Here is a 12,482-nt window from a genome sequence, read left to right on the forward strand (position 1 = left end):
CCGGCCCTGCGGTCCGGCCCTGCGGTCCGGCCCGCCCCGCCCCACCCGCAGGATGAGCCGTGCCGTCTTGACGTGCCGCCGCTCACACGCATATCCTGAACGAACGGTCGGTAATTATTGGCCGGGGGACTTCCGCGGTCCGGACCGCGACCACGTGAATAACAGTGAGGTGACATTTATGGCTACGCAGACCGACGCACAGCGCGACCTGCACGCCGTCCCGGCCTACAGTGCCGAGGACCAGGCCGGTCAGGCCGCTTTCGACGCGATCATTGCCGAGGATTCACGGATTGAGCCGCGGGACTGGATGCCTGAGGGCTACCGGAAAACCCTGGTCCGCCAGATCTCCCAGCACGCCCACTCCGAGATCGTGGGAATGCAGCCGGAAGCCAACTGGATCACCCGAGCCCCCTCGCTCAAGCGCAAGGCCATCCTGATGGCCAAGGTGCAGGATGAAGCCGGCCACGGCCTCTACCTCTACTCCGCCGCCGAAACCCTCGGCACCCCGCGCGAGAAGATGACCGAAGACCTGATCGCCGGCAAGGCCCGCTACTCCAGCATCTTCAACTACCCGACCCGCAGCTGGGCTGACATGGGCGCGATCGGCTGGCTGGTCGACGGCGCCGCGATCTGCAACCAGGTCCCGCTCTGCCGCGCGTCCTACGGACCGTACGGCCGGGCCATGGTCCGGGTCTGCAAGGAAGAGTCCTTCCACCAGCGGCAGGGGTTCGAAATCCTGCTCGAACTGGCTAACGGCACCGAGGCGCAGAAGCAGATGGCCCAGGACGCCATCAACCGCTGGTACGCGCCGTCGCTGATGATGTTCGGCCCGCCGGATGACGATTCGCCCAACTCCCAGCAGTCCATGAAGTGGAACATCAAGCGGTTCTCCAACGATGAACTGCGCCAGCGTTTCGTCGGCATGATTGCGGAACAGGTCAAGGTGCTTGGCCTGACCCTGCCTGACGACCAGATTCGGTTCAACGACGAAACCGGCAAGTGGGAATACGGACCGCTGGACTGGAACGAGTTCAAGGAAGTCCTCGCGGGCCGCGGCCCGTGCAACTCGCAGCGGCTGGCCCGCCGCCGCGAAGCACACGAAAACGGCGCCTGGGTGCGCGAAGCAGCAGCGGCCTACGCCGCAAAACAGGCACACAAGACTGAGGTGGCATAAGCATGGTTTCCGGTTCCACAACGGGTGACGACGGCGCCAAGCCGGTAGGCACTGACTCTTCGGCCCAGCCCGGTACAGGCATCAACGCTGCCTGGCCGCTCTGGGAAGTCTTCGTCCGCTCCTCCCGCGGCCTTTCGCACGTGCACGCCGGCTCGCTGCACGCCCCCGACGCCGACATGGCCCTCCGCAACGCCCGCGACCTCTACACCCGCCGCAACGAAGGCGTCTCGCTCTGGGTCATCCCCGCTGAAGCAATCATTTCCAGCGACCCGGATGCCAAGGGCCAGTTCTTCGAATCCCCGCAGGGCAAGGACTACCGGCACGCCACGTACTACCGCAAGTCTGAAGGGGTGAAGCACCTGTGAACACGGACAGCGCCACCCGCATCACCCCGGGCAACGCCCTGCGCCCCGAGGACATCGCCGCCGCGGATGCCAAGGCCCCCGAGGCGACGGCCGAGTACGCACTGCGCCTGGGCGACGATTCGCTGATCCTGGCGCAGCGCCTGGGCTGGTGGATTTCCCGGGCCCCCGAGCTGGAAGAGGACGTCGCCCTCTCCAACATCGCCCTGGACCTGATTGGCCATGCCCGCTCCTTCCTGACCTATGCGGGAACTGCCTGGGGCAAGTCCGAGGACGATCTGGCCTACTGGCGCGGAGAAGGCGAATACCGTTCGGCTCACATCGTGGAGCAGGAAAACGGTGACTTCGCCAAAACCATCGCCCGCCAGCTGGTGGTCTCGTTCTTCCAGTACGAGCTCTACACCGCGATGCTCTCCTCCAAGGACGAGACGCTCGCTGCCATCGCAGCCAAGGCCGTCAAGGAAGTGGATTACCACCGCGACCACAGCGCCCAGTGGATCCTGCGCCTGGGCCTTGGCACCGACGAGTCCCGTACCCGCATGATCCGCGCCCTGGAACTGGTCTGGCCCTACGTCGGCGAACTGTTCGAGGATGATGACCTGGTCCGCTCCCTGGAGGGAATCGCCGTCCTGCCCTCCACGCTGCGGGAGGCCTTCGACGCGAAGACCGGTGCGGTGCTGGCCGAGGCTGAGCTGCAGGTTCCCGAGGTCCAGCCGGCTCCGGGCGGCGGCCGCAAGGGTCTGCACAGCGAACACCTCGGGTACATCCTGGCCGAAATGCAGGTCCTGGCCCGTGAACATCCCGGCGCGACCTGGTAACAGCCATGAATGAGACGTACACGGATGCAGGCGCCGCAGGCGCACCGGACCGCGCACCGGGCCGCGCAGGGGCGCCGGTCCCGGACCCCGATTCCAGTGTGGCTCTCCGTCCGGTCCAGCCGGCGGCGGCTGCTGCCTGGGATATCGCTGCCACGGTCTGCGACCCGGAAATCCCCGTCCTCACCATCGAGGACCTTGGGGTGCTGCGGGGCGTTGAGCTGCTGGACGGCAACCAGGTGCGGGTGACGATCACCCCCACCTACTCGGGCTGCCCGGCCATGGACGCGATCCGTGAGGACGTTACGGCCGCGCTTCAGGCTGCCGGCTATGCCGGGACCCAGGTGGACCTGGTGCTGGCACCGGCCTGGACCACCGACTGGATGAGCGAGGCCGGTAAGGCCAAGCTCAACGCGTACGGCATCGCCCCGCCCACCGGGCGCGCCGCCGCAGGTCCCGTCCGGCTTGGTCTCAGCGTCAAATGCCCGCAGTGCTCCTCGCTCAACACCCGTGAAATGACCCGCTTCGGCTCCACCTCCTGCAAGGCGATGTACGTCTGCCGCGACTGCCAGGAACCCTTCGACTACTTCAAGGTGCTCTAACCATGACAACCTCCACCACCGAGGCCGGCGCAGCCCCGGCCTCGCGCCGCACCGCCTTCCACCCCCTGACGGTCAGCGAAGTCCGCCGCCTCACCGAAGACGCCATCGAAGTCAGCTTCGCCGTTCCCGAGGAACTGGCCGGCTCCTTCGACTACCTCCCCGGCCAGTACGTTGCCCTGCGCACCACCCTGGAGGGGCAGGACCTGCGCCGCAGCTACTCGATCTGCGCCGAGCCGACGCCGGGCGAAATCCGCGTCGCCATCAAGCGGGACCTGGGTGGATTGTTCTCCACCTGGGCCAACGAGTCCCTGAAGGCGGGCGACGTTCTGGACGTTATGAGCCCCACCGGCGGGTTCATCTCCAAGCACCCGATGAACGCCCTGAACCACCCGGAGGACATCAACGTCACCGAGGAGAACGTGTTTGTCGCGGTCGCCGCCGGCTCAGGGATCACCCCGGTGATCTCGATCGCCCGCACCGTGCTCGCGGCGTCGGAGAACGTGCGCTTTGACCTGGTGTACGCCAACAAGGCCGCCATGGACGTGATGTTCCTCGAGGAACTGGCCGATCTGAAGGACAAGTACCCCGCCCGCTTCGCGCTGCACCACGTCCTGTCCCGCGAACAGCGCATCTCTCCGCTGCTCTCCGGCCGGATCGACGCGGAAAAGCTCTCCACCCTGATCGAATCCGTGCTGCCGACCCGCGACGTTGATGAATGGTTCCTGTGCGGTCCTTTCGAACTCGTCCAGATGTGCCGGGACGCCCTCGCCGAGCGCGGTGTGGAGGCTGAAAAGGTCCGCTTCGAGCTGTTCACCACCGGCCAGCCCAGCCGTCCGGAGGGCCAGATCGGCCGCCCGGTCAAGGTGGATCCCTCTGCGGACAACTTCGAGATCAGCTTCCGGCTCGACGGCCTGCAGGGCAAGGTGGCCAGCCCCACCCACGCCCGCGAATCGATTCTGAACGCCGCCCTGCGCGTGCGCCCGGACGTGCCGTTCGCGTGCGCCGGCGGCGTCTGCGGCACCTGCCGCGCCAAAATCGTTTCCGGCACGGTGGAGATGGAAGAGAACTACGCCCTGGAACCGGACGAAATCGAGAAGGGCTACGTCCTGACCTGCCAGAGCCGCCCCACCAGTCCCGAAGTCACCGTCGACTACGACGCCTAGGAGCCGAACCACATGAGCGAGCAGATCCCCGCCCCCGCTGAGTCCATGGTGGAACTGAGCATCCGCGACGGCATCGCGGAAGTGGTGCTGAACGCACCGAAGAAGCTCAACTCCCTGGATGCACAGGCCCTCGCGGACCTGTCCAAGGCCTACGACGACGCCGCAGCCGCCGGCGTCCGGGCGCTGCTGCTGCGCGGGGAAGGCCGGGCGTTCTGCGCCGGCCGCGACATCTCCGCCGTCGACCCGGCGGACGACGACGCCTACGCGTACCTGGGCGACCTCGTCACCCCGCTGCTGAAGAAGATGGCGGCCTTCCCGGCACCGACCTTCGCCGCCGCGCAGGGCGCCTGCCTCGGCGTCGGGCTGGGCCTGCTGGTGGCCACGGACGTGGTGTACGTGGCCGACAATGCCAAGATCGGCTCGCCGTTCGCCAACCTCGGGGCCACCCTGGACTCCGGCGGACACTGGCTGTTCACTGAGCGCCTCGGCGCGCACCGCACGCTGGACCTGATCTACACCGCGGACCTGATGAGCGGCTCCGAAGCCGTGGCCGCCGGCCTGTTCAGCCGCGTCTTCCCGGCCGACGAGCTCCTGGAAACCACCCGCGCCACGGTCGCCCGCGTCGCCTCCGGGGCCACCGGGGCGTTCCGCGCGTCGAAGGACCTGGTCGCCTCGATCCGGGACGCCCGCCTGGGGCTGTGGGAATCGGTCGAGGATGAGAACAAGGCCCAGGGCGTGCTCTGCGGCACCGAGGACTACGCCGAGGGCTTTGCGGCCTTCAAGGAAAAGCGGAAGCCCCTGTTCAAGGGGTAACCGGCTCCCACTGCGCGAGAGGTCATAAACGGTTCTTTCAGCATGCCGTTGCTGCCCTCCGGGCGGGAGGTGTGATGGCCATTCGACTCTGCCGTAAAACTTCGGGACAATGACAGGGCCGGAGAAGGACATTGCCCGGCACCAGGTGCCCGAGGAGGACCATTGACAGCGCGTGCCGCACGCTTGGTGCGCGGCTGGGCCGCAGCGTTTGCGGCCACGGCCGTGGCCGCTGTTTCGCATGTCCTGGGCGGTGGGGCGACGCCGGAACCGGCTATCGTCCTGTTCTCCCTGGCAGTCTCCGGACTCGTGAGCTGCCTGCTGGCCGGACGCTCGATTTCGCTGCTGCGGCTCACCACGGCGGTGGTCTTCAGCCAGGGACTGTTCCACCTCCTTTTTAGCTTTGGATCGGGCCCCGCAACGATCGGCAGCCACGCCGGGCACGCCGGCCACACCGCCTTCCTCAGTGCCGTGGCCGAGCGTTCCCTCACCGCCGAACCGGCCCAGGCCGCCGCTGCCGTGGGAATGTGGATCAGCCACGCCCTCGCCGCCGCCGCAACAATCTGGCTGCTGGCCTGGGGCGAGAAGACTGCCCGCAGACTGATCGAAGCCCTGGGCCTGCGTCCCGGAGCCCTGCTGCCGCTGTTCCATCCTGAGCACCTTCCCCGCACGGTTGCCCTGGTGCTCGCGTACCGTCCGCAAGGCCTGCGCAATCTGGGTATACCCCTGCTAACTTTCCGTCACCGTGGCCCTCCGGCTGCATTCGTGTCCTGATCAGCGCATCCGCGCATCCCGCACGAACCCCAGTTCCCGCCACGGAACGGAAAGCAGTTATGCCCACCTCTCTTTTCCAGCACGCCCGTACGCGTGCGATCGTCCTTGCCGCCGCCCTCTTCGGTGCCCTCGCACTCTTCCTGGCGGCAGCCCCGCCGGCCTTGGCCCACGACGAGCTCGTATCCGCCACTCCGGCCGACGGGACCGTCCTTGAGGAGGCCCCGGCCGAAATCAAACTGGTCTTCAGCTCCGAACTGATGGACCTCGGCAACCAGGTGATCGTCGCCGATGCCTCCGGCGCAGACCAGGTCCAGGCCGAACCGATCCTGAACCGGGAAACCCTGGTCCAGAAGCTTCCGGCCCTGTCCGACGGCGAATACCAGGTCAGCTGGCGCGCAGTCTCCAGCGACGGGCACCCGATCACCGGTGCCTTCAGCTTCACCGTTGGCGATCCGGCCTCCACCGACGCAGCCACCGATCCGGCCGCCGGCGGCGCCGAGAGCACTCCGGCAACAGACCAGGCCTCGCCTGCGCCTGACCAGACCGCCATCGCTGACTCGCAGAACACCTCGTCGGGGACCTTCGGTCCGTTGGGCTGGGTCTTGACGATCGTCGGCGGCGCCGTTGTCGGTGTACTCATCTACGTCGTCGTCGTACTGGTGAACAAGCGCCGCCGCGGAGGCAGCGCTTAGCCTTCCTTCCCGCGTGAGGCGGGCTGAATCGCCCGGCTCACGCTTTGAACGGTGCCTGCGGGGCGCCGCCCTGTCTTCGCCTCTTTCCCGGGCCCCCTGAGCGTGCCCGGCACCCCTACCTTTGGAGTACCTTTCCCATGAAAAAAATGACCCTGGCAGCAGCCGTCCTCGCCCTCTCCGCCCTCGGCCTGTCCGGCTGTGCTGCGGACGCCGCCGCCCCCGAAGCGTCGCCGTCGGCCGCTGCCGAACAAGCACAGTCCCTGACTTTCACCGGCACGTGGGCCAAGGCCGCGGAGCCCGGCGGCATGACGGGGATGTTCGGCACCCTGAAGAACTCCGGCGCCGAAGATCTCACCGTGGTGGCCGCCAGCTCCCCGGCAGCAGCTACCGTCGAACTGCACGAGACGGCTATGGGCGCCGACGGTTCCATGACCATGCAGGAAATCGACGGCGGGTTCACCGTTCCCGCCGGCGGCGACTTCCTGCTGGAACCCGGCGCCAGCCACGTAATGCTGATGGGCCTGGAAAACGGCCTGCTCGCCGGTGACCAGCTGACGGTCACCCTTGAACTCTCTGACGGCAGCACCCTCGACGTCGAGGCAACCGCCAAGGACTTCGCCGGAGCGAACGAAAGCTACGGGGAAACCGAGTCCGCTGAACACGACGGCCACGGCACTGAACCCACCCACGGCACTGAACACACTGCGGACCAGTGATGAGCCCGGAAACAGCAACACCCAAGGCAGCAGGAGTCGGACGGCGGCATCTGCTGTTCGGCGGTGCGGCGGCTGGTCTCGGTGCGGTCGTCGCTGCCGGAGCGCAGCTGGCCGGCAGCCGTCCCGGCCAGCCGGAGCCGGAACTTGTCCGGACCGGGCTGGACGACGCCGGAACCAACGGGACGCAGACAGTCCCGTTCTACGGACGGCACCAGTCCGGGATCGACACCGCGCCGCCGGCACACGCATCGTTTGTGGCGCTGGACCTGCGCGACGGCGTGGGCCGGGACCGCATCCGGTCCCTGCTGCGGCTGCTCAGTGATGATGCCGCGGCCCTGACCCAGGGACAGCCGGCCCTTGCGGACACCGAAGCTGAACTGGCCGTGCGGCCGGCCCGGCTGACCGTGACCTTCGGATTCGGGCCGCGGCTCGTTGCCGCCGTGGCCCCGCAACTGGCACCGGCCTGGCTCGCTCCGCTGCCTGCCTTCGGCATCGATGCCCTGCAGGAACGCTGGAACGACGGCGACCTGCTGCTGCAGCTCTGCGCCGATGATCCGGTGACCCTGGCCCACGCCCAGCGCATGCTGCTCAAGGACAGCCGGAGCTTCGCCGACGTCCGCTGGATCCAGACCGGCTTCCGCCGGGCCTACGGCAGCGAACAGGCCGGCGCGACTGACCGCAACCTGTTCGGGCAGGTGGACGGTTCGGCAAACCCTGTCCCGGGGACACCAGAATTCGACCGCGTGGTCTGGGGGGACACCGAAATTCCGGCCTGGCTGGAAGGCGGCACGTCCGTCGTCGTCCGCCGGATCGCCATGAACCTGGACACCTGGGACGAACTCGACAGGCGCGGGCGGGAGGAATCGGTGGGCCGGACGCTCGGCAACGGTGCGCCGCTGACCGGATCCGCCGAGCACGACGAACCGGACTTCGAGGCGGTTACGAGCCTGGGCTTCCCAGTGATTCCCGACTACGCGCACATGCGCCGGGCCCGCCCGGACAACCCTCGGCAGCGGATCCTGCGGCGTTCCTATAATTACGACGCCGCCCCGGAACCTGGGGGAGCCGTCTCGGATGCCGGGCAGGTTTTTGTCTCCTATCAGGCCGATGTGAGCGCCCAGTTCCTGCCGATCCAGGAACGCCTGGACCAGTTGGACCTGCTGAACGAATGGACGACGCCGATCGGCTCGGCAGTGTTCGCAGTCCCGCCGGGTGCCCGGGAGGGCGGGTTCGTGGGGGAGGAGCTCTTCGGCTGAGTAGTTGGACGGGCGGTTGATCCGGGGAGTGGATTGCTCCGGTGGTTCTGCCCCGCTAGGTTGGATTCATCAGCATGCTGATGGATTACCGTTCCCGTTACCCGGAATTCCGGCGGGGCAGACCGAAAGGCGATAATGACGCAGAGCTATGATCCGAACAATGATCCGGCGAATCCTGACAAGCCCAAGGATGCTGAAGCGGCTCAAAAAGGTGGGAATTCCGCTGAAGGTTCCGGCAACCATGCCAGCAGCGGAGAGAAGGGCAGCCGGGCCAATCCCGACCCCGCTGAAGGCAACGTCACCGGCCTCGAGCCCGGCGGTGGAGTGCCACCTGGAGAAACCCCTCCGGCGGAAAACCAGATGAGCATGGACCAGGGGCACGACGAAGGCTGACGTCCCCGAAGCATGCGGGAAGCATCCGCGAAGCCGGCATCGCCGGTCCCGTGCTTGAACGGCCGGCGTGCCCGAACTGCCCGTGTGTCCGAACGGCCCCGTGCTTGAACGGCCCGCGTGTCCGAAACAGCCCGTGTGCCCGAACGGCCGCTGCAGCACCCGATAGTCCGGGAGCTGCGGCGGCCGTTTTGTCTTGGTGGCTCTGCGCTGCGCTGGGCTTCCTCCAGCTTGGCCCCGGTTTTCCTCCGCTTTGGGAAAATCCAGCCGTTATGGGATTTCCCTGCCACCGCGCGCCGGAGGGAATTCCCAAAATGGCAGGGAATGTACAAAGCGGAGGGTTTCCGGAGTGGCCGGGGGCGCGGCCCGAGCCCAAACAGTCCCAGAGTCCCCAGAAGGCACGCAAGAAGGTCAGCGGATATCGAGGTCCTCGAAGACCAGGAACGTCTGGGTGTCCAGGACGCCGGGCATGGACTGCAGGTGGTCGAAAATGACCTGGCGCAGGTGCAGGTTATCCTCGGCCCGCACCAGCAGGATCACGTCGAAGGAGCCGCCGACCAGGGCCACATGGTGCACTTCGGGGATTTTCCGCAGCGCCTCCTTCAGCTCACGCCAGGAGTGCTGCCGGACCTTGAGTGTGACGTAGGCGCTGGACCGCAGGCCGGCCTTCACCGGATCCACGACTGCCGTAAAGCGCGTCAGCACGCCGGAGCTGGTCAGCTTGGAAATCCGGGAATAGGCATGCGCGCGGGAAATGTGGACGGCTTCGGCCACGGCGCTGACAGAGGCGCGCCCGTCGCGGGTCAGTTCGTCCAGGATTCGCTTGTCGATCTCGTCCAATACTGCGGCCGGGGTCTCCGCCATAGTGTCTACATCCTTCGAAGTAATCCAGCTCACTTTTGCAACTCGTCCACCACAGTACGGTTTTACACACCAAAAATCTAGGATTTCCAGCAGCGGTGGATGCGAATCGTTCACTTACCCATACTGGGGTTACAGAATTTCCATCCATGTGGCTGGGCTTCGGTGCGCAAATTGCCGGTGTGCAAGGTGCTGCCAGGGAGTCTGTCCGCATCCGCCGCTGATGACGGAGGCTTCCATGACTATTCCCACCGGCCACACGCACGCCGGGTCCACGCAGGGCCGGCGTCCGGAGGATAACGAGGACCGCACCGCCACCATGCTGCCCTCCGCGTCCCCGGTCCAGCTGATCGACTCCGACGGCAGCCACCGGCACAGCGAAAAATACCCGCTGCCCGACGGCGAAGCCCTCCGAGCGGCCTATGAAGGCCTCGTGACCGGACGACGGATCAACGACCAAGCCAACGCCCTGGTCCGCCAGGGCCGCCTGGCGGTCTACCCGTCCTCCCACGGACAGGAAGCCTGCCAGATCGCTGCCGCAGCCGTGCTATCCGACGGCGACTGGATGTTCCCGACCTACCGCGACACCGTCGCGGTTATTCACCGCGGCGTCGACCCGCTCCAGGTGCTGACCCTACTCAAGGGCGACTGGCACGCCGGCTACGACCCGTATGAGCACCACGTCGCACCACAAGCGACCCCGCTGGCCACCCAGCTGCTGCACGCCGTCGGCGTGGCCCACGCGGCAAAACTGCGCGGCGAGAACACCGTGGTCCTGGCCATGTGCGGCGACGGCGCCACCAGCGAAGGTGACTTCCACGAGGCCCTGAACTTTGCGGCCGTCTTCCACGTGCCCGTGATCTTCTTCGTCCAGAACAACGAATACGCCATCTCCGTACCCCTGAAGAACCAGAGTGTGGCCCCGTCCCTGGCGCACAAGGCCATCGGCTACGGCATGCCCGGCGAGCGGGTGGACGGCAACGACGCCGCTGCGCTCCTCGCGGTCCTGGGTGCCGCCGTCGACCGGGCCCGCGAAGGCGGCGGCCCCGCCCTGGTGGAGGCCCACACCTACCGGATGCAGGCCCACACCAACGCCGACGACGCCACCCGGTACCGTGCGGCAGCAGACGTCGAGGACTGGGTCCCGCGCGATCCGCTGACGCGCCTGCGCACCTACCTCCGCGACCTGGGCGTGCTGGACGACGCCGCCGAGGAAACCATGGCAGCCGGCGCCGAGACGGTCGCTGCCCGCATCCGCGACGGCCTGAACACCGACACCGTGCCCGAGCCGATGGACCTCTTCAATTTCGTCTACGAACACCGCACGCCGCAGCTGGCTGAACAGGCCGCCCTGCTGCAGGACGAAATAGCCCGGACCCAGGCCTAAGGACGCCAAGCACCATGACAATCACAGACCACGCACCGGCTTCGGAATCCACGAAGGTGTCCCTGACGTTCGCCAAGGCCCTCAACACGGCACTGGCCGATGAGCTGGACGCCGACGCCTCCGTTGTTATCTTCGGCGAAGACGTCGGCCCGCTCGGTGGCGTCTTCCGGATCACCGACGGCCTCACCGCCCGCTTCGGCGAAGACCGCTGCTTCGACACCCCGCTGGCGGAATCCGGCATCATGGGCATGGCCGTGGGCATGGCGATGAACGGCATGCGTCCCGTCGTGGAAATGCAGTTCGACGCGTTTGCGTACCCTGCCTTCGAGCAGGTGGTCAGCCATGTGGCCAAGATGTCCAACCGCACCCGCGGCAAGGTCAAGCTGCCGCTGGTCATCCGCATTCCGTACGCCGGCGGCATCGGGGGAGTGGAACACCACTGCGACTCCTCGGAGTCCTACTACGCGCACACCCCCGGACTGACGGTGCTGGCCCCGGCCACTGTAGCCGATGCCTACACGCTGCTGCGGGAAGCCATCCGCTATCCGGATCCGGTGGTCTTCCTGGAACCGAAGAAGCTGTACTGGACCAAGGAAGAAGTCGACCTGGCCCAGCTGCGCGCAGCCGCCGACGCCGCCCGCGCCGCCCAACCCGAGCCCGGCACCGGCATCGGCTCCGCAGCCGTCGCCCGGGAAGGAACCGACGCCACCCTGATCGCCTACGGACCCTCGGTTTCCACTGCCCTGGCAGCTGCCGAGGCTGCCGCCGCCGAAGGCCGCAGCCTGGAAGTCATCGACGTACGCAGCATCGTGCCGTTCGACGACGAAACCGTGTGCGCTTCGGTCCGCAAGACCGGCCGCGCCGTCGTGATCTCGGAAGCACCGGGTTTCGCTTCCGTCGCCTCGGAAATCGTGGCGCGGGTCCAGGAGCGCTGCTTCCATTCACTCGCTGCCCCCGTGCTCCGGGTGACAGGGTTCGACATTCCGTACCCCGCACCCAAGCTGGAGCACTTCTTCCTGCCCGGCGTGGACCGGATCCTGGACACCGTCGACGAACTGCAGTGGGAGGACAAGTGAGCGTGCGGACTTTCCTGCTCCCGGACCTGGGCGAAGGCCTGACCGACGCGGAACTGGTGAACTGGCTCGTGGCCGAAGGCGACACAATCGCCGTCGACCAGCCCGTGGCAGAGGTGGAAACTGCTAAATCCCTCGTCGAGGTTCCCTCGCCATTCGCCGGCGTCGTGGAGACGCTCCACGGCGCTGCCGGTGAGAGCATCGACGTCGGAAAGCCCCTGATCTCGGTGCGCACGACGGCGGCTGCCAGAATCCCGGAGGACGTTCCCGCTGCGGCAGGCGCTGCACCGGCGCCGGCTGAAGCCCCGGATGCTGCCGGCGAAGCCTACCGCCAGGAGGAACGTGCCGGTTCAGGCAATGTGCTGATCGGCTATGGAACCCCCGACAGCAATGGCGCCAACCGCCGC

At 67.1% G+C, this 12,482-nt stretch carries 15 protein-coding genes; 14 read left to right on the forward strand and 1 reads right to left on the reverse strand.

Annotated elements, in window-relative coordinates; translation table 11 throughout:
• The first annotated feature begins 178 nt into the window (after window positions 1-178).
• From paaA to RTN46_RS14360, 11 genes are all read left to right on the forward strand, one after another.
• Window positions 179-1,174, forward strand: a complete 996-nt coding sequence (gene paaA, locus RTN46_RS14310) for a 1,2-phenylacetyl-CoA epoxidase subunit PaaA (protein WP_312182355.1) — start codon at window positions 179-181, stop codon at window positions 1,172-1,174.
• A 2-nt stretch (window positions 1,175-1,176) separates the two neighbouring features.
• Window positions 1,177-1,539: a 1,2-phenylacetyl-CoA epoxidase subunit PaaB gene (gene paaB / locus RTN46_RS14315; RefSeq protein ID WP_312182356.1), complete on the forward strand. Its 363-nt coding sequence runs from the start codon at window positions 1,177-1,179 to the stop codon at window positions 1,537-1,539.
• Complete coding sequence (gene paaC, locus RTN46_RS14320) at window positions 1,536-2,354, forward strand: 1,2-phenylacetyl-CoA epoxidase subunit PaaC (protein WP_312182358.1); 819 nt, start codon at window positions 1,536-1,538, stop codon at window positions 2,352-2,354. The genes paaB and paaC overlap by 4 nt, the downstream gene beginning before the upstream one ends.
• A 5-nt stretch (window positions 2,355-2,359) precedes the next feature.
• Entirely contained in the window at window positions 2,360-2,953 is a 594-nt protein-coding gene (paaD, locus tag RTN46_RS14325; RefSeq protein ID WP_312182360.1) for a 1,2-phenylacetyl-CoA epoxidase subunit PaaD, read from the forward strand.
• Between the two features lie 2 nt (window positions 2,954-2,955).
• Window positions 2,956-4,116, forward strand: coding sequence for a 1,2-phenylacetyl-CoA epoxidase subunit PaaE (paaE, locus tag RTN46_RS14330; RefSeq protein ID WP_312182362.1), 1,161 nt, complete (start codon window positions 2,956-2,958; stop codon window positions 4,114-4,116).
• Between the two features lie 45 nt (window positions 4,117-4,161).
• Window positions 4,162-4,929 (forward strand): enoyl-CoA hydratase/isomerase family protein, encoded by a 768-nt coding sequence (locus tag RTN46_RS14335; protein ID WP_312182374.1) that lies wholly within the window; start codon window positions 4,162-4,164, stop codon window positions 4,927-4,929.
• Window positions 4,930-5,091: 162 nt separating this feature from the next.
• Entirely contained in the window at window positions 5,092-5,700 is a 609-nt protein-coding gene (locus tag RTN46_RS14340; RefSeq protein ID WP_312182364.1) for a hypothetical protein, read from the forward strand.
• 59 nt (window positions 5,701-5,759) lie between these two features.
• Window positions 5,760-6,392 (forward strand): copper resistance protein CopC, encoded by a 633-nt coding sequence (locus RTN46_RS14345; protein WP_312182366.1) that lies wholly within the window; start codon window positions 5,760-5,762, stop codon window positions 6,390-6,392.
• Between the two features lie 137 nt (window positions 6,393-6,529).
• Entirely contained in the window at window positions 6,530-7,108 is a 579-nt protein-coding gene (locus RTN46_RS14350) for a copper chaperone PCu(A)C (protein WP_312182368.1), read from the forward strand.
• Window positions 7,108-8,364, forward strand: a complete 1,257-nt coding sequence (locus RTN46_RS14355; RefSeq protein ID WP_312182369.1) for a Dyp-type peroxidase — start codon at window positions 7,108-7,110, stop codon at window positions 8,362-8,364. Before RTN46_RS14350 ends, RTN46_RS14355 begins: the two co-directional genes overlap by 1 nt.
• Before the next feature lie 135 nt (window positions 8,365-8,499).
• Window positions 8,500-8,757, forward strand: coding sequence for a DUF6480 family protein (locus tag RTN46_RS14360; protein ID WP_312182371.1), 258 nt, complete (start codon window positions 8,500-8,502; stop codon window positions 8,755-8,757).
• A gap of 408 nt (window positions 8,758-9,165) precedes the next feature.
• On the opposite strand, the gene RTN46_RS14365 is transcribed toward RTN46_RS14360, so the two are convergent.
• On the reverse strand, window positions 9,166-9,618 hold the full coding sequence (locus tag RTN46_RS14365; RefSeq protein WP_312182372.1) for an Lrp/AsnC family transcriptional regulator: 453 nt from the start codon (window positions 9,616-9,618) through the stop codon (window positions 9,166-9,168).
• A 235-nt stretch (window positions 9,619-9,853) separates the two neighbouring features.
• Between RTN46_RS14365 and pdhA the strand changes: the two genes are divergently transcribed.
• The 3 genes from pdhA to RTN46_RS14380 all read left to right on the forward strand — a co-directional run.
• Entirely contained in the window at window positions 9,854-11,002 is a 1,149-nt protein-coding gene (gene pdhA / locus RTN46_RS14370; protein ID WP_396157817.1) for a pyruvate dehydrogenase (acetyl-transferring) E1 component subunit alpha, read from the forward strand.
• Between the two features lie 14 nt (window positions 11,003-11,016).
• Complete coding sequence (locus RTN46_RS14375; RefSeq protein WP_312182373.1) at window positions 11,017-12,078, forward strand: alpha-ketoacid dehydrogenase subunit beta; 1,062 nt, start codon at window positions 11,017-11,019, stop codon at window positions 12,076-12,078.
• Between the two features lie 2 nt (window positions 12,079-12,080).
• Window positions 12,081-12,482 (forward strand): biotin/lipoyl-containing protein (locus RTN46_RS14380; RefSeq protein ID WP_312182377.1); only part of this gene is annotated, 402 nt, incomplete at its 3' end.

It is taken from the genome of Arthrobacter sp. (genome assembly GCF_031988865.1).
GTDB lineage: Bacteria > Actinomycetota > Actinomycetes > Actinomycetales > Micrococcaceae > Arthrobacter_B.

Coding starts and splice junctions, on each gene's coding strand:
- paaA (WP_312182355.1), top strand. CDS start 179: ATGGCTACGCAGACCGACGCACAGCGCGACCTGCACGCCGTCCCGGCC.
- paaB (WP_312182356.1), top strand. CDS start 1,177: ATGGTTTCCGGTTCCACAACGGGTGACGACGGCGCCAAGCCGGTAGGC.
- paaD (WP_312182360.1), top strand. CDS start 2,360: ATGAATGAGACGTACACGGATGCAGGCGCCGCAGGCGCACCGGACCGC.
- paaE (WP_312182362.1), top strand. CDS start 2,956: ATGACAACCTCCACCACCGAGGCCGGCGCAGCCCCGGCCTCGCGCCGC.
- RTN46_RS14335 (WP_312182374.1), top strand. CDS start 4,162: ATGGTGGAACTGAGCATCCGCGACGGCATCGCGGAAGTGGTGCTGAAC.
- RTN46_RS14345 (WP_312182366.1), top strand. CDS start 5,760: ATGCCCACCTCTCTTTTCCAGCACGCCCGTACGCGTGCGATCGTCCTT.
- RTN46_RS14350 (WP_312182368.1), top strand. CDS start 6,530: ATGAAAAAAATGACCCTGGCAGCAGCCGTCCTCGCCCTCTCCGCCCTC.
- RTN46_RS14355 (WP_312182369.1), top strand. CDS start 7,108: ATGAGCCCGGAAACAGCAACACCCAAGGCAGCAGGAGTCGGACGGCGG.
- RTN46_RS14360 (WP_312182371.1), top strand. CDS start 8,500: ATGACGCAGAGCTATGATCCGAACAATGATCCGGCGAATCCTGACAAG.
- RTN46_RS14365 (WP_312182372.1), bottom strand. CDS start 9,618: ATGGCGGAGACCCCGGCCGCAGTATTGGACGAGATCGACAAGCGAATC.
- pdhA (WP_396157817.1), top strand. CDS start 9,854: ATGACTATTCCCACCGGCCACACGCACGCCGGGTCCACGCAGGGCCGG.
- RTN46_RS14375 (WP_312182373.1), top strand. CDS start 11,017: ATGACAATCACAGACCACGCACCGGCTTCGGAATCCACGAAGGTGTCC.